The following is a 24,256-nucleotide window of genomic DNA, read 5'->3' as shown; positions in this document are numbered from 1 at the left end:
TCGCAATGATGAGTCCGATACTACAAAATATTTTACCTGCTCATACCTGTAGATTTTTGATTAGATGCTGATTTAATATTTTGTGCATGTGAAATTGTACGAGCAATACGAACGTTTGATGCAATTAATTTTATTATCGGTTCTTCTTTTTTAATATTTTGTCCTTCTTCAGTTTGGAAAAATTGTTTCTTGTAATCTTTATCTGGATATTTAAAAAATTCTTTTGGGGTTAAATATTTTAATTTCTTTTCTTCCTTATCAAACTTAATAAGGCTACGTCCATCTGTATAATCTTCTATTTTTTTTGTTGATTCACCTGGTCCCCAACGTAAAGAATCATAAATCGCTCCATCTGCTGTTGTTGCTCCACTGCCTAAAATACTTGCTGTTTCCCCAAGTTCTTTTATATTGTTTAACTTGCGTATTGATAATATCCTTGCCACAGTAGAATCAGTAAAAATTTTACCACGTATTTCACCGGAATTTAAATCATGTTCTAAATAGTAAGATGCATTACGCTCAAATTTATCAAGCTGATTTAGGTCAGCTCCTTTATCCTGCAATAATTTAATGGTTTCTACTATTTGCTGATTTTTAGGCGGTGAAACTAATCCTAGCTGCATTGTTAATACAGTTAATACTGTAAAACCATATTGATCTGTACCATTAGGATCAGCTCCCTCATTTAATAACTTTTGTACTAATTCATATTGTTCATGTTTTGCTGCTAAAGTTAATGAAGTATTTATATAACAATTTGTTCTAACTGAATTTTTAGTTGGGTCATTATATCTATAATTAATAAATTCTAAGAATTCTTCATTAGTAAGCTTTTCACGTGCATCCTCAATTAATAACTCAGCTATTTTATATTTTTTTGCTGCTATAGCGATAAGTAAACAATTATTGCCAGGAGGATCTTGAAAATCATGATTTATTGAGTTAAAGTCATCCGAATAAATTTCTTTATAACATTCTCCTTTTTTATCTTTTGACAAAACTTTTTTTATTTCTTCGATTCCTGATGGATCATTAGATGAGAGGCTAATTTGTTCTCTAAGCTTAGACATATGGGTGTTTTTTTTAATTAATCCTAACTGTCAAATTAGCGGATAAATAAATTTTGTCAATTTAAATGAAAGAATATTAACTAAGTAGTTATATTACATGGTTTTTATTTTCAGGGAATTCGGTATTTTCCGATAGCCAATCTCTATTATAAGTATTCTCATTACAAACTAGCATAATAAAGATACCATCGTTTTTTAGAACTCGTACAATTTCTTTAGCAATCTTTGTTAGCTCCTCTTTGCTTGCTACCTCCATCATAACCCAGCTAGAAAAAACTAAATTGAATGTATTATCTTCTGCCGGAATATTACCGCTTTTTATTAGATTATATGTTCCTACAGGGTCATTAGAGCTTGCTATTTTTATCATCTCTTCATTAATATCGACTCCGGTAACATCTAACCCTAAAGACTTCAAAAAAATAGTAGACTTACCTGCACCGCAACCATAATCTAATACTTTATTACCTGTAATATGATTTTTTATTATATTTGGAATATCACGAAATGCTAAATATCCTGTTCCGCTTAGGTCTAATTTAGAATAAGCTTGAGCATATAAAGTGGCTTGATGCCGATAATCTATAAGGGTCATAATAATATATTAATAAGTTTAACACATTATATCTTGTAGTTTATCATTATCAACTATTTCTATTGTTGGTTATGAATTTGGATACATCTTTTGTAATTAATAACTATCTAGAGTTAGTACCTAGTAATAATTGAGCCATTTCATGAGCCGTAAATTCTTGTTGTTTATGGCTTTCAAGTGTTTTTATAACTTTAAATTTATCAAATATTTTATCAGTATTATCAATATAACAATATTTAGTCCAACATCCATTTTCTATTATTTTGATTTTTGGCTCTATTTTTTGTATGGTCATACATAATGAATCTACTTCTTTATGTAAAAGTATAGCTATTTCTTCCTTTGATAGTTTATAATCGCTTATTTGCACTTTTTGCTCTGCTTCTTCAGGGTACATATTAATAATTGAAGTTGCAATCTGTGAATTAGTAAATTCTTTGTTTAAATTATCTCTAAGGAATTTGATAACTATAGATTTAAGGTCAAATTCTTTATGTATTGTAGATTCATAGTTAGCAATTTTATCAATATAATAATATTTAGGTTGGTACTCATCGGTTATTTTAATTTTCGGTTCTTTCTTTTGTAAAGCCGTACGAAAATTTGAATTAAATTCATTTTGTATAAGTTTAATAACAAATTTCTTTCTAATTGCTTTATCGGTAATACCAAGTAATATTTTATTTTTACTCATTTGCTCTTTTCGTATAATCTCTTCAGGATATGTGTTTCCAAGCCATGCTGCAATTTCATGACCGGTAAATTTTTTCCCTGGATTATCTCTAAGAAGTTTAACAATCGCATTTGTACGATTAAAATTAAGCATATTTGTAATTATGTTTATTTAAATAAAAGTTTATTTTGTTATTATAGTTTTTTGGTTATTTTAACTGATATATGCAAATTCTTATTTGATTTACTTTTTTTCTTTTTTGTTTTGTTAGCCTTGTTTTTTGAATTAGGTTTAAGAGGCTCAATAAACGCAGTTTTAAGGTTAAAAGAAAACATATTTAATAATTTTATTTAAATGGATTAAATTTTTTGTAAAATAATTAATACTCAATATACTTTTTAAAGTCAAGCAGAAAAAAATAAATATATTTTGTGTTAATTTAGAAAAAAGTAAAAAAGTAGAAGTATATGCAAAATCTTCTTCTTAAAAGCTATATACACTCCATAAATATCGGATATTTAAGTAGTATATTTCTAATATATCTAAATGTAAATTACTTCTTGGTAGCTATAGTTATATGCAAGCTTACTTTATAACCTTTAAAGCTTAGTTGTGGGGGTAATTGATATTTTTTTCTTAGAGAAATCAAGGAGGGTGAACTAACTTTTAAAACGTAATATTGTTTATTTCCTGTTTGCGTTTTTGCTAATTCTTCTATTTCAAAGGAGTGTATTACATTAATGTCTTGGTCATTTATGACTACTTCTTCATTAGGATAAATTATAGTAATATGAGTACCTATATCACATTGTTCACTGAAATAATCAGGTTTTTGCAAATCTTCATGCTCTGCAATTAAAGGATATAATTTATGAATAAAATCATTACTGGTTTTCAAATAAGTATAGTTTTTTTCTTGCAAAACTACCCCTTCATTTTTTAAAGTTTTAGCAACTTTTATCAATTCCGGATTATCTATCTTTTAAAAAATTAACTCATTTTTATGCATATTATAATTCTAATAAATGAAGAGTAAAAGGCATTGTTGGATAATTCTTATCTCATTCCCGCTTAAGGCTTGCTTGCGTGGATCGAGAGTCGTCATTGCGAGCGACTCTCGATCCACGCAAGCAAGCCTTAAGCAGGAATGACATACAAGGCATTTTCCAAGTTATCACTGATTACGCCAAGCCGATCAAGCAATAAGGTTTAAATATATCTCATCATTTAACTCTTTTGTAGAAGATAATTCTATGTTTAATGCAGCAAATATCTGCACTAAGGCGGTAGATAAGTCGTTGATCATTTCATCGGTATGTGCGGGAGTTGGGATAATTCGGAGGCGTTCGGTTCCTCTTGGTACTGTTGGAAAATTGATGTGTTGAACGTAAATACCATACTCATTAAGCAGCATATTAGAAGCTTTGGCAGCCTTAATAGGATCACCAATAATTATCGGCACTATATGGCTTTCATTTTTAAGATAAGGGATGTTAAAGCGGTCAAAAGAGCTTTTAAGCTTGCTAACCACCTGCTGATGTGTTTTTCGTTCTTGATTAGATTCTTTTAAATGCCTAATACTATGTGTTGCAGCGGTAGAAATTACCGGTGGCAGTGAGGTAGTAAAAATGAAGCCGGAAGCTGTTAATCTGATAGTATCAATTAGGCTATGGTTTGCGGTGATATAACCACCGATAGTACCGTATGCTTTGGCAAGCGTTCCTTGGATAATGTCGATTTCATCGCTACAATCAAGAAGCTCAGCAATACCAGCACCGGTTTTGCCATATAAACCTACTGTGTGGACTTCATCAATAAAGGTTAAAGCATTATATTTTTTAGCTAAATTGATTATATCTTTAACAGGAGAAAAGAAGCCGTCCATGGAATAAGCCGACTCAAAAACGATTATTTTCGGTCTATTAACATCAACTGATTGGAGCAGCTCTTCTAAATGCTTAACGTCTAAATGTCTGTATATGTGCTTTTCGGCTTTAGAACCGGTAATGCCGGCAATGATCGAGGCGTGATTTAGCTCATCGGAAAAAAAGACAAGATCAGGCATAATTTTAGCAAGTGTTGCAAGGGTTGTGTCATTTGCAACAAAGCCGGAAGTAAAGACTAAGGAGGCTTCTTTGTTATGCAAGCTTGCCAGCTCCTGCTCAAGCTCAAGAATAGCTACATTATTACCGCCGATATTTCTTGTTCCGCCTGAACCAACGCCATATTTTAGCAATGCATCTATGGAAGCTTGCACTACTTTTGGATGCTTGCTCATACCCAAATAGTCATTGATACACCACATGACTATTTGTTTATCATCGCACATAGCGAAAGGAAAATTATCGGCTTGCCTTTTTAAGGCTTTAAATTCCCGATATCTTCCTTCATTTTTAATTTTATCTATATGATCGCTAAATATAGTATCGTAATAAGACATTAAACCTATTATCTTATTTGAAAAATTTTTATGTATCCCGTCATTGCGAGCGACTAAAAGGAGCGTGGCAATCTCGTTTTATAATCCTGAGATTGCTTCGTCAAAATTTTCAATTTTTCCTCGCAATGACGTTAACCTATTCGCAACCATTCTACATTAAAACTAATTAAGTTAAAAGCTATAATATAGCTTTTTGTACAATATCATTAAGTCTTTTTGAGAAAGCCCCTGTATCTGCTACCGGTTCACCCTCTAAAATACAAGCTTGATCAAATATTAACTTAACTAGCTCCTCGTTATTTTTATTATTCGCTTTTAAGTCATTAAATATTTTTTCTATGATCTTATTTTTGGGATTCAGCTCTAGATTTTTAGCGGATGCAGCAGCTATTTGCTTCTGCTCGATCAAAAATCGCTCCATACGAATATCCATAGCAGCTTCACTAACAGCAAGACAAGCAGGGCTTGAAGTCAGTTTTTTAGATATCTTAACATCTTTAACTAAACTCCCTAAAATCTCTTTAAAGTAATCAGTTAATGATTTATATTCATCATCAGATTTTTTATCATCCTTATTTTTTTCTTCTGGTGATGAAGTAGCTTGATCTACATCAATATCGCTTCTTGTAGCTGACTTAATTGCATGTCCTTTATATTCGCTATTAACATTTACCCAAAAATCATCAACAGTATCGGTAAATAATAACACATCGATATTTTTACTTAATAACCCCTCTATTTGTGGGCTTGAAAGTAGTTTGTCAGGATTATCACCACTTAAATAATATATAGTATTCTGCCCATCTTTAAAGCCTTTTATATATTCATCAAGGCTAATCATTTTATTATGCAAGGCACTTCTAAATATACATACTTCTAATAACTTTTCATGATCTGTTGTAGCCTCACATAACCCTTCCTTTAAAGCTCCACCAAAATTAGCCCAAAAGTTATTATATTCATCCATAGCCTCTTCTTTCTTTTTCTTAAGTTCTCCTAGCACTCTTTTAGTAATAGCGTTTTTGATTTTCTCAAGTATGTTATTATGTTGCAACGATTCACGGCTTATATTCAGCGGTAAATCCTCTGAATCTACCACTCCTCGTAAAAACCTTAGATATGATGGGATTAAATCAATATTCTCATCAGAAATAAATACTCTTTTTATGTATAATTTTACTCGTCTTTTGCGATCAGGATGGAATAAATCATAAGTTTTGCTTGATGGGATAAATAGCAGATTTGTAAACTCTATAGCTCCTTCATTTTTATTATGCATAGTAACCCAAGGATCATCCACCACATAAGATAAGCTTTTATAGAATTCTTTATATTGCTCTTCGGTAATTTCTGATTTTGATCTTGTCCATAATGCTGATGCAGAATTTAGTTGTATTTCGTTATTATCCCCCTCATCAAAGAAATATATTGGCACAGCTATATGATCGGAATAGCTTTTAACTATATGTTTTAATCTAAAATGATCAAGGAAACTATCTTCTTCCTTTTTAATGTGTAGAGCGATTTCCGTTCCTCTGCTAAATTCTCTATCTGAGCTTGATACAATATATTCGCCTTCGCCTTCCGATTCCCAAACATATACTTTATCTTCGCCAGCTTTTCTTGAAGTTACAGTGACCTTATCAGCTACCATAAAGCTTGAGTAAAAACCAACGCCAAACTGACCAATTAGCATATTATCTTTTTTAGAATCACCTGAGAGATTCTTAAGGAAATTTGCCGTACCCGATCTTGCAATAGTGCCTAGATTCTCGATTAAATCCTCTTTATTCATACCGATTCCGTTATCACGGATGATAACCTGACCATTATTTTTATCGACTTTAACAGTAATTTTAAAGTTAGAGTCACCGGCTACTAATTCAGCTTCACTTTGGGATAGATAACGCAGCTTATCACAAGCATCAGAGGCATTAGAAATCAATTCCCGCATAAAAATCTCTTTATTACTATAAAGAGAGTGAATCATTAAATTTAAAATCTTACCGACTTCGGCATCAAATTTCTTTTTTTCTTGTTTCATTACTTAAATCCAATTTAAAATTCTTGTTTTAGTTTTGTTGTATTTAATGTCATCCCGCGACTTGATCGCGGGATCTTATGACTCAGTTTGTGATACAAGACCCCGTGATCAAGTCACGACGGGGTGACACCAATGTAACAAAACTTTATTCATTTAATATAGGATTTTAAAATCAAATTTAAATACTCTTCATCAATATTTTTTATTAAAATTGTCTTTAAGCTGTTAGTATGTCCTTTAGTAATTTCTAAATTACTCCGCAATAACTGCCATTCTTTTGCCAAAAAATTTATGATCTCTTCGTTAGCTTTGCCTTGTTGTGCATGTGCTTTTATAGATAATTTTAGATGGGGGATATCGTTAATTATAATAAATTCTTTGATAGCATTATTCTTAGCAGCTGCTTTAACTTTTATATTTAAATATGCTGTTTTTAATAAAGAATTATAGATAAAAAAGTTCATGGTAAATAACGTAACAGTTGAAAATTATAAAATTTAATTTATAATGCCTTGTGAAAATTCAACTAAATCTATTTATGAGTTCTACAAACAAATATCAAGCACTTATCACTCAGTTACAAAAAAACGATCCTAATTTTGTATATCTTGACCTTAAAGATATAGATTTAACAATATTGCAGCTAGAAGAAATAGCAAGTAAAATCCAAAATAATGATTTTATCGGTAATGTAAGCTGGGGAAAAATGCCTAATTCTTCCAGTGATTTTATACAGAAGATAGAAAATAAAATAATTTTAAACAATCAGAATTACAAGCAGCACCCTAGCGATTTTATTCATGGGTTACTTAGTTTGCATTCTTATATAGATTCTAAAACACAAGAAAAAGTAACTCTTGAAAAAGCAAAATATAATCAATATTTAGAAGATTGGAAGATATTTAAAATATTTAGCGAGTCTAAAATAGGCAGATATTACGCCGTAGCATATGTAAACGACAAGACCAAACAAATAGTATTTGCTCATCGAGGCATTACATTTGAGGGGTGGGATTTGCTAAAACCGGACTCACCGCTTAAGACCCATTTAAAAAGTATTTTAGGCGGGCAGATAGTAGCACAACAAGCAGCAGCATATCAGACTACGCAGGAAATCACCGAATATGCTAAAAAGCATGACTATAATCTATCTTTTACGGGTTATTCTTTAGGTGCATGGTTTGCAGAATTAAGCTTATATTTTGCTCATCAAGATTTTAACTATTACAAAGGAAAAGCTATAACGTTCGATAGTCCTGGCTCTGCAAAAGTTATAGGTAGTTTTAAACCTAATATAATTAGTCATAAAACTCATTTTGATATAAGAAATTTAGACATAACTACTTATCTATCTGCTCCGAATTTTGTAAATACTAGTAACTCTCATATTCATAAGGCATATAGATTATTTCCTGAAATTACGGCTACCGAGTATAGCAGTAAAATAATAAATACCTTGAATAAAGCCATCCCAATTAAAAATTATATTTCTTTACTATCATTAAGTAGCGACTTACTTACTTCAATGCTGGATGCCTTTGATCCCGAAACCGGTAGACCTATAAAATATGAACAGATAATAGATTGGCCTTGTATCAAATATGAACCTAAAGACAATACGTTAGGAGATAAGTTATTTTATTTTGTGCCTGTTAATAACACAATTAAAGATTTGGCAAGCGATCTAGCAGATAGAGGCATAACGGCAACGACATTAGGAAGTTTTCTTGAGGTAATTAATCAATTTGTCAGCGGTAATGTCGCAATTGAGCAAATTTTAGAAGTTTACAAGCATTTAGAAAACCCTGAACAACTAAAGGGAAAGAATCAATTTGAGCTTTCTTACCAAGGTCATTACCGCTCGCAGGAAGTAAATTTGTCTGAAGATGTAGCTAATATAAATGATAAAAGAAACGGTGATTGGTATTTATGCCAACTAGCAGAACTAAACCTTGAAGTAAAAGAGATACCAAACTTAGCTAGAAAGCAATTAAAGATTATAAAAGAACAATATGAGATAGAACATAAAAATGACAAAGATTATATATTTATAAAATCATCTAATATTAAGGTGGATGATTTAAGGGAGCAAATTTTAAGATTAGTTGAAGTGAGTCATGAGGCAAAAAAAATATTGAAAGATCGTAATGTTTATTCTGCCGGTTATATAGGGAGTGTAAACAGTAATTTACCTATTTTATCAATTCATAACCTTATTCATCGTGAAGAAGCATTTAAACAAATCGATAATGCTTTAAGTAAAAACTCATATGTAGCAATTAGTGCTTTTGCCGGAACGGGCAAAACTACTCTAGCTAAGGATTACGGTCGTAAACAAAGAGACGAAGCAAAGAAAATAGTACGCTTTATTAATGCTGATTCTGCCTATAAAATTAATGAAGCATATAGGCAACTTGCTAAAGAGCTTGCCATTTATATAACAGATAAAAAAGAGGGAGAGATAATAAGATTAGTCTGTAATAAAATTGCAAATTTAAATTCAAATACATTATTTATTTTTGATAATGTCGAAGCATATAAAGATATTGAACTTTATATTAACGGTATAATGAATATACCCAAAGATAAAGTACAAACCATAATTACTACTAAAAATAATAAGCTAAGTGATGATATAACAAATATTGAATTAAAACCTTTTAATATAAAAACAGCAATAACATATTTAGAAAATTCCTTAGGAAATAGGTTTAATAATGAAGACATTAACGATTTAATAGAAGAGTTAGGCAATAAAGATGAAGTATTGCCATATAGTTTGTCCAAAGCGGTAGCATATTTTAAAAAAAATAAATTACTTAAAGTAAAAGATTATCTTAATTTTCTACGTAATAATAAAGATGAACAACCTGAGACAATACTGCTATTAGAAATATTAGAAAAATCACCAGTAGCCTGGCAGATGTTACAATATTCAGCATATTTAGACCCTGACTTTATAAGTATAGATATTTTCAAAAAACTATTTCTAGTGAGTGAAGAAAAATTACAAGAACCTATAAAAAGATTAGAAGAATTATCGTTAATGAATCTAATACGCCAAGATGAACAAGCAGGTTTACAATTACATGGATTAGTACAGTTTGCAGTAAAAAGATATGCAGATAGACATAAAGAGCATGCAATAGATAAAAAAGAAGTTTTTGTAAGATTAATAGAAGTACTAGATAATTTATTTCCGTCAGTAACAAATGAACCAAGCAAAGATTGGGAAAATGCTAAATTAATTTATCCTCATGTAATAAAAATATTAAATATACATAAACTTAGCAAAGCAAGCTTATATAAAAAAGTGGGGTATTATAATGATCATATATTATGTAAATTTAAAGAATCATTAGAATATCACGAGGAAGCTTTAAAGAGATATAGGGTACTGTATTCAGGTAATCATCCTTATATTGTTATTTCTCTCAAAAATATTGGTATAGCTTATCAAAAATTAGGACAGTTTTCAAAAGCACTAGAATATTTGGAGGAAGCCTTGAAGATAAGGCAAGCATTATATCAAGCTGATCATCCCGATATTGCAAATTCTCTTAATAATGTGGGCTTAGTTTATAAGGATTTGGACAATATTTCTAAAGGGCTAGAATATTTTAAAAAAGCCTTAGAGATGAAACAAAAATTATATCAAATTGATCATCCTACAATTATTACCTCCCTTAATAATGTAAATACAGTTTATGATAAATTAAACCATATCTCTAAAGAACTAAGATATAAAGAAGAAGCGTTTAGGATGATAAAAATATTATACAAAGGAAATCATCATTATATTATTCTTTCTTTTATTGATATTGGAACAGTATATAGAAAATTGGGAGACATAAGCAAAGCAAAAGAACTTCATAAACAAGCTTATTTAATGTATGTACAAACTTTAGGCTTAAAACATTCCCATACTAAAAACTTAGAAAGTTATATTAAAATAATCGCACCGAAGTTTATCCGAAATAACGAGACTAGGGAGTTTATATTACAACGGGGGGATTTTGAGGAAATTACTTTAGAAGTTAAACAAAAAATACAAAAAAAAGTTTTAAATAAAATATATACTAATGCTGCTAAAGGTAAATGGAGTACAGGAAAATTTAGATTTTTAGGTATTTGGGGAGCAGCGAGTTATTTATGCGATAAATATTTAGCAAAGCAATTAAGGGATTTATCGAGTGCTAAAAATATAGAAACTGCTAAAATGCTGTGTTTTGAAGCGATTTGTTTAGGAGCTATTAATCATCCTAATAAAGATTTTATTTGTGCTGTGGAATTTACCAAAGCCTATCCTGAACTAACACAAAAAATAACAACCGAACATCCGGAATATTTCATTGATGGCTCAATATTACGAGCATGCATTAATGACGAAGCAATTTTAAACAAATTGCTTCAGCCTTTAAATTCTAATAGTTAAAAGCAATTTTTTAAGCAAATTTATGATATTCTAAACTACAACCAATTAGGAAATTTTTTACTTCATCATGATTACCATTATGATCAAAATTTAATAATAGCTCTTCTTCTTGATTTTCGTATACTTCATTAGTATATATACGCTCATCACCATCTATTTTAATCTCAAAAGCTTTTTTAAGGAATTTAACACCATTTTGAGCAATTTTTTTAAATATTAATCCTTTTTCTTCTAAGGTTTTTTTGAAAATATTAAATTTAGATGAGCCAACTTTAGATTCAAGCTTTTCTGAAATAATCCCATAACAATTTTTTCCTTTAAACTTACCGATAAATTTAGCTTTTTCAGTAGTAATTACTTCTTCATTTTCAAGTTTCCAATAACCTGAAGGCGTTTTAGTAATTTCTTCTTTCAAAAGAAGAAGATCATGTTTCTTTTTTGTTTGATAATATTCATGAATTTTTTTTGCATCAAATTGCTCAACAAATTGATCTATATTATCTATTTGCTCATCAATTGAAGAAAAATTTTCAATAATTTCTTCTTTTTTCTCTTCACTTAATTGTACTGCATGCTCTTTAGCTTGTTCTTTGTTCCCATCAAGTAAATTAGTAGTAAACTTAACTTCGTTATAAATTTCGTCACTAAGTTTACCTGTTTCTTTTAAAGTCTCAATTGTTTTAATGACACTCGGTTGATGCCCTTTTTCTGCTATTAGAGAATTACAAACTATATTAAAAATATTGTTTGCATCATCCGTATTAGTATATTTTTCTTCTATTGATAATATTGAATTCGGATCGAGTAATGCTTTAAGTCTTACTAGATTAGGAAATGTCTTAAAAAAACCTTTAGGCATTTCTTTTAATATTTCTAAAGCTAATTCATTTTGCTTTGGGTAAAGCACAAAAGAAAGTTTATTTAATTTTGTTGAAGTAATAAGTTTTTTTACTTCATCAGATATTTTTTTATGATTTTTATTTTTTTCAATATCTGAATAATTGTTATATTTACTTATATATTTGTAACATTTATAACTATCTAAAAAATTAGGTGGTAAAGTTTTTTTATTAATCGATTCCAGACTTTTTTTATTAATTGTGTAGGCATTTAAAGATAAGCTGTAATGATCCTGACTATTTTTATTTAAATTAGGAAATAATTTTTCTGCTTCCTCTATTTTATTAATAGCTCTATATATACACCATAAACTACACATTATATCTTCATTATTAGGTAGCCCTTTTAAAGCATTTAAAAACCATTCTTCTGCTTTTTTAAACTTTCCTAATTCTGCATAAGCATCTGCTAAATTATGCATGCACCGATATGCCTCAATTTCGGTTGAAGTAGAATGTAATAATTTGTATTTAAGTAATTTTACTGCTTCTTCATGAAGACCATTCTCAATTAGTATATTAGAAGTATAAAATAGGGATTGAAAACTTTCCTTTAAGTGTTCTTTTAAAATCTCAATTACTTTAAGTTGAAATTGTGGTTTTAATGCCTGAATTGCACTAGAAATTATTTGAAGAAGTTTTTGATATTTTTGCTGATCTTCTGCTAAAAATAAAGTTAATGTTTCATATGAGTCTTTTAGTAAATCTTTGGCAGTATTTGAAACATTATTAAGGCTATTATTTACTATACTTGCATACAAAGCCTCACTTATAGCTGTAATACTTATAAGTTTATCAACAGATTCGCTTGCTTTTTCTTCGATAATTCTACATTCAAACTTAGAGTTTAAGGCACTTATCGTATATTTTAGTTTTTTAGGATCTGCTGTTTTTTGTATTTTGTAATTACGAAATAATTTATGATTGCTATATTCTGAATAGTCAAATTTCCAGAATACTACTCCCATCATTTCTTGTATAAACTCTTCTTTTATATTTCTCTCTTCAGATTTTTTTAACGAAGCTACATGATTAACACAAAAAAGAATTATTTCACCTATATAATCTAAATTATCTAGATATTCTATAATTCTAGGATAATATTTTATTTTTTGCTGTAGCGAATTACTAAGTTCTTCCCTTTGAATTAAAGATATTTCCGAAACAATTTTATCTGTAGGAAAAAAAGTGATTTTATTACTCTTATCTTGCAAGTTATTATCATATACTTTCTTCATAAAATCCTAAATTATTAATCAATATTTAATTTTTTAAAAAGTATTATATTAATTATTTATTAAAAAGTAAAGAAATATTTATTTTAAGAAAGCTATTATAAGTTTGCTTTATTTTGAAAATTAATTTCCATAGGCGATAAATTACCAACTTTAAAATATATATTCATATCTTTTAATTTAGAAGCTACCGGAATAATATTAAAATTCTTCTCAAGTAAAATAAAATTTTCATTAGTTTGATGGGTAGAAATAAACTCTTGCGTCATAAACTCACCTCTGATCATTTCACTTATTTGATATGTATTAGTATCTAGCTTTTCCCATTGCTTAAACTTTATAATTTCTTGCCCAAAAGCTGCTAAATTCCAATCATTAATAACCAATTCTTCAAAATTTTTACAGTTAATAATGATAGAATCAGCAGTAAAATTAACTACACTACCAATAAAAGTTTGTTTTGTTAAATTTGCTATTTTAGCATAATTATTGCCATCAATTGAAACATAAAGAAATTCGTTAATATTACTTTGTAAGTAAACGGCTAAATATGGTTGATCATTGTTTTCTACTATATTAAAAGGTAGATCAAAAATAACACATTTCGTTTCTACATTTGAGGATTTTTCAAATCCTGATAAGATATTTGCAGCAGGTAAGTAATAGGAAGAAAAATTATCTATAACGCCTGTAATATAAGAGGTTAGGGCAGATAATTTCATATTTATTATTCTAATTTGGTATTTAGATTTTTTGTAATGAAGTATTAAGAAATCACCAGGTTTAAACTCATGAAAAATTGTTGGTACTAAAAACTTGATCACTTTACTTTCGATGGAAGCATTTTTTAAAATTAATCTGCCTATATTTTCTATTTCTGACAGTGATAAAATAATAGGAATTTTAACGTTAAGTTTAGGGCTATTTGAAATGGTCTCATTATTTACATAAGCATAGCAATCATCATAATTATTAAATCTATCAATAAAATTGATATTTAGTTTGTTGATGATATTTTCTTCAGGTATTTCTGTTTGCTTTATATAGCTGTTATCAGATAGTTTTATTAAAGCTTTTTCGTTTATATATTCTAATTTTCCGCTGCCTCGCTTTAAAAATTTTATTTTTTCACATTCATTCGCAATTATGTCAAAGAAATAGAATATTCTTAAGGAGTTAATAACATCTACAGCAGATAAAACCTTATTTAAAATAAAACCGTCTACTATTTCATCAATGGTAGAAATATCGATGCTTTGTATATCAATCCTGCATCTATTAGATAATTCAAGTATTATTTCAGCAAGGCTACAAGTGCCAAGTTTACCGTTAACCCAATGTCCCTTTTCCCATAAATGATTGTCGCTCCAAATATTACCATGTGGCCAAGCGGGGTAGGGGCGTGCATCCCATATCCATAAGAACATCTCTTCTATATATTCTTGTGTTTGCCAATATTCTATAAACCCTTTAATAGCTATGCGTTGTGCTAAAAAATCTGTGCCTGTTGAGGAGTATTTAGGAGCACCGCCATCCGTACATTTAGGATCAAAAAACACATTAGGTTGATTGGAAGCTTTATCTATCGATGGAAAACCAAATTCAGTGAACCAAATTTTTTTCATTTTTGGTTGCCACGCTGTTTTATTTCCATCAGGATTATAGTGATGATTTTCCCACCAATATGCTACATTCTTCCAAGCATAAGCAGCCGATAAAGCTTGTTTATTACCGCTGCCATCTAAGTAATAATCATACCCCTCACCGCTATGGCAACCTTTGATAATATCTTCTTTTGTAATTCTAGAGCTTAAAGAACTAGTTAAAGGGAAATAAGCATCTATCCCGACGAAGTCAATGTAAGAAGAGGCAAATAGCGGGTCTAGATTATACCATCCACCACTAGTATGATGATATTCCGACCAATCGGCTGCGTAAGTAACCTGTACCTTATTGCCTACTATTTCTTTTACTAAACGAGCAAGGTTGCATAGTTCATTAACTGCTGGAAAGTTATTTGCTGAGTCTCTTATAGAAGTGATGCCAATTAGTTCCGAGCCGATTATAAAGGCATCTGCATAATCTTTAACTAAACGTGCATAATGAAGAATAAAATTGTTATAACCATCAATTTTATGAAAAAAATTACTTACTGCCTCCGCAGAACCGCTAACATGCCCACGCCAAGGTTTACCGGGTAAATCCATAAAAAACATCGGATAAAACATAATTTTTAAATTACGTTTTTTTAGCTCTTTGAGGTAACGCACTAAGCTAGCCACTACCACCATAGTTAGGGCTTTCATATTCATCCTTAGATATAATTTTAGCATTTTCTCTATTATACCGACCAACTTGCCAAGTAGATGAGTATGAGGTTAAGGGGTCGTTAAATTCTATAGCAGGTTTTATACTACAATAGTTTATATCAAGATTATCGCCAAACCAAGAAACTACTGGTGCTACCCATTTTATATTAGGGCAGGTGGTTTGTAGTTGATTAAGGCTATATACGCTATCAGCAATGTTATAATGATTATGTGTATTAATAGCCTCATGATTCACAACACCACCAAAAAAGCTTTCTTGGGTTTTATACTGAATCTCTGTATCATAGACAAATTCCCCAGACCCTGGAATCATGCTTATACTACTAATTAAATTTTCGACTTTTGTATAATTATTTGGTAGATGAATATTAGGCTTTCTAGTTACTTCAAATGAGAAATTCGGAATAATATTGTCAAAATCTTCTAAAGGTAGTTCTTCAAATACTGCATAGCTAAGAGATCTAAAAGCAGGAGTTTTATTTTTACCTAAGCATTTTTCAATTAAAGGATCTGGTAATTGTTCTTCTGATCCTTTATATAATCTAAACTTATATTTATTTAATTTTATAATTTCATCATTTGCCCATACCCTTTTAATTTCAATGATCTCACCCTCACAAATACCAACGGCAAAAGAAAAGAAATAGCTATATTCCGTAGAAGTCATAGTAGATTTTACGTTATGAAAATAAGGAAAATATTCTTTATGACGGGTGCTATTTGCTATTTCTTTGACTTTATCCGCCCAAATTATTTTTCCGCTAACTTTTGTAGTGCCAAAAACCAAAGGGATAGGTTCACCATAATTTGCTGTAACATACTTAAAACTTTTTTTGAAGTTTTTAATATAATCATATTCTTCTGGTTCATGATTTAGTTGATCTAAATACTCACCAAGCATTTTACCAGCAAATCTTCCTATGCTTGAAAATATACCATCTCCAAATGCATTTCCGATAGCACCACCGAATGAGCTAAAAAAACTTCCAAACATATTTACCATATTATAGTTTAATATGGATTGATATTAGCATTACAATGTGCTAACACTAAGATATGCTTTTTAGTTTAGTGTCATCCCGTGGCGGCATTGCCTGCGTGGATCAGTTTTACCGTCATTGCGAGGAAATTACGAAGTAATTGACGAAGCAATCCAGTAAAAAATGCTAACTTATAGCATTTTTTACTATTTTTTCTGGATTGCCACGCTCCTTGCAGTCGCTCGCAATGACGATTTGGTATCCACACAGGCAAAGCCGCCACGGGGCGACAATGTATTATATTGGAGTATATTAATGTTTAAAAAATATATATTTATCTTATTACTACTTGTCACATCTATAGTTAAAGCAGAAAATATAGAAGTAAATAATTTAGATAAAATAAAACAAGATTTTGAAGAAAATTATAATAAAAATTATTTGCCGCAAGATTTACTAGTGGTAATAGACTTGGATAAGGTATTATTTAAGCCATTATTATCTTTAGGTGAGCAAATCGATAAAGATGTTTATGCTAAACTAGCACCTACTTTGCAAAAGATGAATAAAAACCCTAAAAATATTTATATCGATCAGTTAATTTTAACAAGTGATAAATATAAAAAGGAATTACTAGATTCTAATTTTCCGAATTTTGTAAGTGATATCAGCAATAAAAATATTCCTATAATAGCCGTAAATGGAGGTTTTACAGGTAATTTTAATAATATACCTAAATTTGAAATATGGATTGCTGATTATTTAAAAAAGAATTTTAACATCGATTTTTCAAATAGCTTCCCTAAAAATAATTATATTATTTTTAATAATTTAAAAAGTTTTTCCAATACTTATCCGGTATTTTATAAAGGCATATTGACCAGCAATAATATATCGGGTGCTGAACTAATGATTAATTTTTTTGTTCAAATGAATTTTATGCCTAAGGTACTTATAATGGTTAGCGGTAGTACAGAGCTATTAAGTTCAATGGAAGCACAGCTGGCTAATTATAGTTCTTCTATTTTATTTATTGGATATTATTATAATAATCAAGATACTAAGGATAATAATACAAATTATAATGTAATTATTAATGACTTGACTAATCAATTGAATAATATAAAAAGAAATAACCCACCTTTAAAAACTAATAATGCAAAAAGTAAAAACCCTTATGATCAAAGTAAATAAAATTTTACTCCATTTATTACTTTATTTAATTGTACCAACTTCAAGCTATGGTCAAATAATTCCTACTTATTCTGTAAATTCTGTAACAATGAAAGATTTGTTACCCAAAATAGACCAAGATAGCCTTGTTTTAATAAATATAGATAATACTATTATAACGCCCAAATCAAAATTTTTTCGCTATAACGATAATCCTTATGTAAATTTTACCAAAAACTTATATAGTCTTGCAGTAAATGATTCATCAGTAAATAATTCTATAGCACAATTAATGCAACAACGCCAAATGATGCTTGTAGAAAAAGGTTGGGTGGATTTTATTAATCAAATGAAAAAGCAAGGTGCAACAGTTTTAGGGCTTCAAGAAATAACTACCCCATGTAATTTGATTGAAAATTATGAAGGATGGTTGTATACCTTACTTTATGGATTAGGTATTAATTTTACTAGTAAAGTTAATGATAAAGATGTATTTAGATTTGATCCAACTGATGCAAACACACCTATTTTTTATTTAGGAATAATATTTACCGGAAATACTAATAAAGTAAAATCACTTATTGAATTTTTAAAAATTATACCAAAAGAGCCTAGCAAAATCATAGTATTTGCAAATAATAAACAAGATTTAAAAGATATGGATTCTTATTTAAGAAATGTTGATATAGAATATTATGGAATTGAATATTTGGGATGGCAACAATTACAAGGATCACCTGATCTAGAAGTCGCCAAATTGCAGCAATCAACTCTTCTAAATACAGGACAGTGGTTGGAGGATGATGTAGCTGCAAAAATGTTAAATAAATAGTATGAATAATAATTTAATAAATACTTTAAAAGATTTGATTATCGATACCGGTAAAATTGCTTTAGATATAAAAAAATCAGGAATATTAATTGATACTAAGTCAGATGGCTCGGTAGTTACCAATGCAGATAAAGAAATCAGTAAAATAATCTATCAAAATCTGCAAGACTTAACTCCAGAAATAAATATAGTGTGTGAAGAACAGCCACTGCCAATACTTAACAGTAACACTTTTTGGTTAATTGATCCAATTGATGGAACACGAAGTTATGTAAACGGCAAAAGCACCTATACTATAAATATAGGTCTAATTAAAAATGGTGTACCGACTATTGGCTTGATATATCAACCTGAGACAGATAAATTATATTATACTGATGAAAAAAATCAGTTAAAAATCGAACAACATTCCAAAGAAATTCCTATCATTCATAAACAAAAAGAACTAAACGCTGTCATAGGTTTTTATCATTCAAATAAAGCAACTAAAGAATTCTTAAGTAAATATTCCTTTAATAAAATAGACGCAATAGGTAGCTCAATTAAATTATGTTTAATTGCTGAGGGTAGTGTGGATATTTGTCCTAAATTCGGTCAAACTATGGAATGGGATATAGCAGCAGGTCATGCTTTAATTAAAGCTGGTGGTGGTAATATTCTAGATCTAGATGGCAAAGAAATTACCTATGGTAAAGAAAACTTTGCTAATCCTAATTTTCTTGCATGCAGCAAATATTGGCTGGAGAATGTTGTTCCTGGTAAGGCTTAGAAAAAGCATATCTTTATGTCATGCCTGCGTGGATCATTTTCCCCTGTCATCCCGTGATTTATGAACTAGAGCCAGAAAAACAATAAAAATACAAATATTTAAATGAAAACCGAATTACCTGAACGCTCTTTACATATTAGGGGCAGGCTAAATTTTATAAAATCGATGTCATGCCGTGGCTTGACCACGGCATCTAAAAAATAATAAAAAATACTAATTTTATTAGTATTTTTAACTGGATCCCGCGATCAAGTCGCGGGATGACAACTGGAAAACTGATTCACGCAACAATGCCGCCACGGGATGACACCGAGGGTGTTTTTCGATCTACTGCGAGCAAAGCTTTGCTGCAATCTCATGAAGTAAGTCTATAACTCCTGAGATTGCTTCGTCGGTTATTGCATAACCTTCTCGCAATGACGTGAGACAAAAGTCAAAAGTTTAATTAGCAAACTGCAATAACCTGACCTATTAAGTTAGCTTCTTCTTGCTGAATATGATAGTTGGCTAAATCCTTATAGCTATATCCTTGTTCAGTTAGTAATGTAAAAGACTCAGTAAGCGGATCTAAGATAACTTTTTCATGCTTAATAACTACATAATCATTACCTGTGCTTTTAATTTTATCTAGTTTAGGATCTGGTTTTAGCATTACTTGACCATTTACCTTTTTCCAATCTATTACTTCAAAAGTATTTTGATTGCTAGTTGCATCAGCAAAATTTACTAACCTATGATTACTAATAGCATGTACTACTTTGTTGATTCCTAAGTAATCTGCACATGTATTAGCTACTTCACCAACTTTAGTTGTAAGATAATCTGTCCATCCCAATATGCCAGCTGATTTAGCTGACTGCTCTATTGTAGTAGCAAGTTTAGGAAGGGCTACAATATTTATTTTAGTTGCTAACTGAGGATTAGCAGTGTTAATAAAATTATGCTTGACATTATAAACTTCGCAATGTTTTGCTAGCTCTTCTATCGAAGTTACTACTTCCCCTGAAAAATCTTTATTTTTTATGGCGTTTTCTACTACTTTTTTTGAACCAGGATTATCAAAAGTAACAGATTTTTCAAATTTTAATCCTCTAGAGTGAATTTCTATTCCAGTTAAATCTGAAACTATTGCTCCAAGAGAGTGACCACTAGTACTAAATTTGTAGTCTATTACATCTTCTTGTCCACCAGCTTGCTCTAAAATTTTAGTAACAAATGCCTTAACTGGTAACATTTTATTAGGAAGACGACCAAAAGTAATACGTGCATCGTCGATTAAATCGTATTTTTCTGTAATTATAGTACCGGAACTAGAAATATGAATTTCTTTGGTATTACGATTAATAAAAGCTACTGCTTTGTATCCATATTGGTTAGTATTTTTATCATCAACAGAAGTAGCTAATACCTCCCAACCTGAATTTGTGAGGTTTTTTTCTGTATCTTTATACTCCTCTGTTCCAAGTGTACGAGCTAAACTTACACCTTTATGTGCAAGAGCATCCGCAGACAAATCTACTATATGAAAACTACCTGTAAGAGATTCTGAATCCTTAATTAAGTTTGAAGATTTTAAATTATCGCTCATATTTTGTCTCAAATTAAATAATCTGTATTATAAGCATATTAACTAATGATGTCAACAATGTTTTTGCTAAATAATTAACTAAATGCTAATTTATTAATATTCTAGCTTTGACTTTAATGTCAAAAATCTATATGACGCTTATTAAATAATTAAATTTTTAATAAAATAAATAGTTTTTTATGAGTGATACTAAAGAGTAGTAATAAATTTAAATGATAGTAACGAAGATATATTAGCTTTCATAGGTGATACAGTATCAGATATGTCTGGTGGTACTAAAGCAATGTTTACATTATTAAAATCAATAGATAACTTTAATGATATATTCTCAGATCAAGAAGTTATTGTTGAAGATTTTTATCCTAGCACACATAGCAATGATATTTTCACAACAGCTTATAACATTATAGGATCTGTTTGTGATTATGTATGTAGTTATTTCTGGGGTAGTAAATAATTAGGTGTACTAAATGCCGTGATTAAGTCACGGCATAACTTTATCTATTTCGCAGTACCCGACAACTAAGATCACCTTCCGAGCATTCTAGTATATTTTTAAGTTCTTCAATGCGGACTTTGGTTTTACCTGCTAAACACATACTTAATATCATTGGAAATACAGTACCCTCGCGGACCTGAAAGCTTCCGAATTCACAATCGGCATCACGCAATTTAATCCATAAATTTTGGGATTTTTTTAATAAATTAGTTTCTTCTTCTGAAGTGTATTTTAATATTTCTCGATAAAGTTGATTTAATTCTTTATCAGCTTTTTTAAAATCTTCGTTAGCACAATAATTCATATCAAATTGTGTATATGCATTATCACAATCAATTTTAGAATCAGATGCATAAGTTAAATAATTAAAAAATATTAAATATAAAATGATTATTTTTCTCATGATTTTATTTCTATATTAAATTATACCATCTACAGGTTTTTCATTCTTTTAAATACCTCTAGTATGGTTTGCAGGTTTTACCTTAGGTTTTTCATTAGATTTATTTGTTAGTTTAGATTTCTGTTGTGCTTGCGTTCCAATTAGTTTTGCTTCGTTAGCTAGTTTTTCAAATTTCTCTTTTAAATTTTTGGTGTTACCTTGTTGAAGTTTTTGAGAATTGTTAGATGAGATACGCTTACTTTGTTCTTTAGAATCAATCTCTTTAGTTTTAGCTAAATTTTCAAATTTATTTATTAATTGCTTATGAGTTTCTTGCCTGCTTGCAGCATAATTATCATGTTCATTGGATGGTGCCGATACTGCATTTTTACGCTGATTACGTTCGGTTTGAGGGTCTTTAGATTGTGTATGCTGAGCATGTTTTTCTACAAACTCTCTGCGTCCTTCCGTCCAATATTTTTTTATTTTGCTAGGATTATTTCCTTCAAAATTTTGTATTCTATCTTTTACGCTAGTAGAAGCTGTAGGTATATTACGCTTATCTTTAGAAGATTGTATAGCATTAGCCTTTTCTTCAAATAATTTTACCTTATCTTGTACCGCACCTGTCTGCTTTAATTCAAATATGTAATCATCTACAGCCGTTTTTAATCGGTCTAAAACATTTCCTGAACCGTAAGATTTTTGAAAAGCAGCAGGCATTCCACTATCGTCCCATTCTAACTCGTTATCAAATACTATATCTGAACTCAAATTTTTATGGTTTGAGGGATATGTTCTTTCCTCATCACGTGGATCAGTTAATTTATAATAATTTTTATTTAATATACGAGGGTTGCGTATATTTTCTTTTCTATTATGTTCTTTGACTTCTTCAAATATATTTAAAGTTTTATAAATATTATCTATTTCTTCTTGTGTTAATTTCTCATTTTTTAATTCTTTCTGATGAATAGATTTTTGTAATGTTTCTATTGTCGTCAATTTATCTTGTGTAGTGCCGGAGTTCAAAATTTCGTTTTGTATATCCTTTAATACTTTATTTAAATTTTCTGTAGACATTTTAGCCTCTTCACCTATTAGTTAAATATTTAATTCATATAAGAAAGTAATATCATTTATATAAAACTATCAATAATTAATATTATACTAATTTTAATATTTATTATATATGTTGTATTTATATTATTCAATAAAAAAACATTTTTCTTAAAAGTAATGAAATATTCAGAAATATAGGCGAAAAGCAGCTAAAATTTAATTTTTTTATATTTTTTCCATAACAAATATTAAAAATATTTAACTAATTGTTTAAATTAAGAATTAGATTACTTCAACGCTTCAATCAACTTTTTAACTCCGTCTACTGACTTATCAAATAAAGCTTGCTCATCGGTAGTTAGTTGCAGCTCGATTACTTTTTCTACGCCATTTTTGCCTATAATAATTGGCACACCGGCATATAAATCTTTTACGCCATATTCACCTTGCAAGTAAGCAGCACAGGTTAGAATTTGTCGTTTATCTTGTAAATAAGATTCAAGCATTTCTACAGCAGAAGCAGCAGGGGCATAATAAGCTGATCCTGTTTTAAGTAGTGCCACGATTTCGCCACCGCCATTTCTAGTGCGATCAATTATTTTTTCGATACGCTCGTTGGTTGATAACCCCATCTTTACTAAGTCAGGTATAGGCACGCCTTTCACAGTAGAATATCTAGCAAGCGGTACCATAGCATCACCATGACCGCCAAGAACTATACTGCTAACGCTATTAGTTGACACTTTAAACTCCTCAGCAAGAAAAAGGTTAAATCTTGAGGAATCAAGTACGCCAGCCATACCAATGACTTTATTATGTGGCAAGCCGCTTTCTTTCAGCATCACGTAAACCATAACATCTAGCGGGTTGGTAATTACTATTACAAAAGCATTAGGAGCGTATTTTTTAACATTTTCTGCAACGCTTTTCATAATACCGGTATTGACGCTAATTAAATCATCTCTACTCATGCCAGGTTTTCTAGGCAAACCAGCAGTGATAATTATAGCATCAGAATCTTTTATATCTGCATAATTATTTGTACCTTTGATCTTGATATCAGAGCCTGCTAGAGTATTTGCTTGCATTATATCTAGAGCTTTGCCTTGTGGAATCCCTTCAGCCACATCAAATAATACTATATCACCTAAGTTTTTAAGACTGATTAAATGAGCAAGCGTTCCACCTATATTACCGCTTCCTATTAATGAGATTTTTGGATTTTTTTTCATTATGTCCTCATACGTTTG

At 30.0% G+C, this 24,256-nt stretch carries 20 protein-coding genes; 5 read left to right on the top strand and 15 right to left on the bottom strand.

Annotated features, from left to right (window positions below; all coding sequences use genetic code 11):
* Window positions 1-32: 32 nt before the first annotated feature.
* The 8 genes from AAHF54_RS04055 to AAHF54_RS04020 form a co-directional block, all read right to left on the bottom strand.
* A complete protein-coding gene (locus AAHF54_RS04055) occupies window positions 33-1,070 on the bottom strand; it encodes a hypothetical protein (protein WP_342169820.1) in 1,038 nt (345 codons plus the stop codon).
* Window positions 1,071-1,158: 88 nt separating this feature from the next.
* Window positions 1,159-1,665 carry a class I SAM-dependent methyltransferase gene (locus tag AAHF54_RS04050; RefSeq protein ID WP_341794298.1) on the bottom strand — a complete coding sequence of 169 codons (507 nt, stop codon included), beginning with the start codon at window positions 1,663-1,665 and terminating at the stop codon, window positions 1,159-1,161.
* A gap of 103 nt (window positions 1,666-1,768) precedes the next feature.
* Entirely contained in the window at window positions 1,769-2,491 is a 723-nt protein-coding gene (locus AAHF54_RS04045; protein ID WP_341788043.1) for a hypothetical protein, read from the bottom strand.
* Between the two features lie 41 nt (window positions 2,492-2,532).
* On the bottom strand, window positions 2,533-2,673 hold the full coding sequence (locus tag AAHF54_RS04040) for a hypothetical protein (RefSeq protein ID WP_341788042.1): 141 nt from the start codon (window positions 2,671-2,673) through the stop codon (window positions 2,533-2,535).
* Between the two features lie 218 nt (window positions 2,674-2,891).
* Window positions 2,892-3,302 (bottom strand): hypothetical protein, encoded by a 411-nt coding sequence (locus AAHF54_RS04035; protein ID WP_342169819.1) that lies wholly within the window; start codon window positions 3,300-3,302, stop codon window positions 2,892-2,894.
* A 231-nt stretch (window positions 3,303-3,533) separates the two neighbouring features.
* Entirely contained in the window at window positions 3,534-4,778 is a 1,245-nt protein-coding gene (hemA, locus tag AAHF54_RS04030) for a 5-aminolevulinate synthase (RefSeq protein WP_341788040.1), read from the bottom strand.
* 178 nt (window positions 4,779-4,956) lie between these two features.
* Window positions 4,957-6,822, bottom strand: a complete 1,866-nt coding sequence (htpG, locus tag AAHF54_RS04025) for a molecular chaperone HtpG (protein ID WP_341788039.1) — start codon at window positions 6,820-6,822, stop codon at window positions 4,957-4,959.
* Between the two features lie 149 nt (window positions 6,823-6,971).
* Entirely contained in the window at window positions 6,972-7,286 is a 315-nt protein-coding gene (locus AAHF54_RS04020) for a DUF167 domain-containing protein (RefSeq protein ID WP_341788038.1), read from the bottom strand.
* A 74-nt stretch (window positions 7,287-7,360) separates the two neighbouring features.
* On the opposite strand from AAHF54_RS04020, the gene AAHF54_RS04015 reads away from it, so the two are divergent.
* The gene (locus tag AAHF54_RS04015; RefSeq protein WP_342169818.1) at window positions 7,361-11,257 is read left to right on the top strand and encodes a tetratricopeptide repeat protein; all 3,897 of its coding nucleotides are present in this window, start codon (window positions 7,361-7,363) and stop codon (window positions 11,255-11,257) included.
* A gap of 10 nt (window positions 11,258-11,267) precedes the next feature.
* On the opposite strand, the gene AAHF54_RS04010 is transcribed toward AAHF54_RS04015, so the two are convergent.
* The 3 genes from AAHF54_RS04010 to AAHF54_RS04000 form a co-directional block, all read right to left on the bottom strand.
* Window positions 11,268-13,394: a tetratricopeptide repeat protein gene (locus AAHF54_RS04010; protein ID WP_341788036.1), complete on the bottom strand. Its 2,127-nt coding sequence runs from the start codon at window positions 13,392-13,394 to the stop codon at window positions 11,268-11,270.
* Between the two features lie 95 nt (window positions 13,395-13,489).
* Window positions 13,490-15,697 (bottom strand): glycoside hydrolase TIM-barrel-like domain-containing protein, encoded by a 2,208-nt coding sequence (locus AAHF54_RS04005; protein WP_342169817.1) that lies wholly within the window; start codon window positions 15,695-15,697, stop codon window positions 13,490-13,492.
* The gene (locus AAHF54_RS04000; RefSeq protein WP_342169816.1) at window positions 15,666-16,715 is read right to left on the bottom strand and encodes a hypothetical protein; all 1,050 of its coding nucleotides are present in this window, start codon (window positions 16,713-16,715) and stop codon (window positions 15,666-15,668) included. Before AAHF54_RS04000 ends, AAHF54_RS04005 begins: the two co-directional genes overlap by 32 nt.
* A 301-nt stretch (window positions 16,716-17,016) precedes the next feature.
* Here AAHF54_RS04000 and AAHF54_RS03995 point away from each other — a divergent pair, with 301 nt between their 5' ends.
* Genes AAHF54_RS03995 through AAHF54_RS03985 form a run of 3 tightly spaced genes read left to right on the top strand, consistent with a single transcriptional unit; the run spans window position 17,017 to window position 19,475 of the window.
* Complete coding sequence (locus AAHF54_RS03995; RefSeq protein ID WP_341788032.1) at window positions 17,017-17,895, top strand: DUF2608 domain-containing protein; 879 nt, start codon at window positions 17,017-17,019, stop codon at window positions 17,893-17,895.
* Window positions 17,858-18,706 (top strand): DUF2608 domain-containing protein, encoded by an 849-nt coding sequence (locus tag AAHF54_RS03990; protein WP_342169815.1) that lies wholly within the window; start codon window positions 17,858-17,860, stop codon window positions 18,704-18,706. The genes AAHF54_RS03995 and AAHF54_RS03990 overlap by 38 nt, the downstream gene beginning before the upstream one ends.
* Window position 18,707: 1 nt before the next feature.
* A complete protein-coding gene (locus AAHF54_RS03985; protein ID WP_341788030.1) occupies window positions 18,708-19,475 on the top strand; it encodes a 3'(2'),5'-bisphosphate nucleotidase CysQ in 768 nt (255 codons plus the stop codon).
* A 445-nt stretch (window positions 19,476-19,920) separates the two neighbouring features.
* Here the strand turns inward: AAHF54_RS03985 and AAHF54_RS03980 are convergent, their stop codons facing one another.
* On the bottom strand, window positions 19,921-21,063 hold the full coding sequence (locus AAHF54_RS03980; RefSeq protein ID WP_341788029.1) for a hypothetical protein: 1,143 nt from the start codon (window positions 21,061-21,063) through the stop codon (window positions 19,921-19,923).
* Between the two features lie 262 nt (window positions 21,064-21,325).
* On the opposite strand from AAHF54_RS03980, the gene AAHF54_RS03975 reads away from it, so the two are divergent.
* On the top strand, window positions 21,326-21,520 hold the full coding sequence (locus AAHF54_RS03975; protein WP_341788028.1) for a hypothetical protein: 195 nt from the start codon (window positions 21,326-21,328) through the stop codon (window positions 21,518-21,520).
* Window positions 21,521-21,560: 40 nt separating this feature from the next.
* Here the strand turns inward: AAHF54_RS03975 and AAHF54_RS03970 are convergent, their stop codons facing one another.
* The 3 genes from AAHF54_RS03970 to mdh form a co-directional block, all read right to left on the bottom strand.
* A complete protein-coding gene (locus tag AAHF54_RS03970; protein WP_341788027.1) occupies window positions 21,561-21,965 on the bottom strand; it encodes a lysozyme inhibitor LprI family protein in 405 nt (134 codons plus the stop codon).
* Window positions 21,966-22,013: 48 nt separating this feature from the next.
* Window positions 22,014-23,027, bottom strand: coding sequence for a hypothetical protein (locus AAHF54_RS03965; protein ID WP_341788026.1), 1,014 nt, complete (start codon window positions 23,025-23,027; stop codon window positions 22,014-22,016).
* Window positions 23,028-23,293: 266 nt separating this feature from the next.
* On the bottom strand, window positions 23,294-24,238 hold the full coding sequence (mdh, locus tag AAHF54_RS03960; protein ID WP_341788024.1) for a malate dehydrogenase: 945 nt from the start codon (window positions 24,236-24,238) through the stop codon (window positions 23,294-23,296).
* Between the last annotated feature and the right edge of the window lie 18 nt (window positions 24,239-24,256).

Source organism: Rickettsia endosymbiont of Seladonia tumulorum (assembly GCF_964030815.1).
GTDB lineage: Bacteria > Pseudomonadota > Alphaproteobacteria > Rickettsiales > Rickettsiaceae > Rickettsia.
This window is presented reverse-complemented; position numbering and strand designations above follow the sequence as displayed.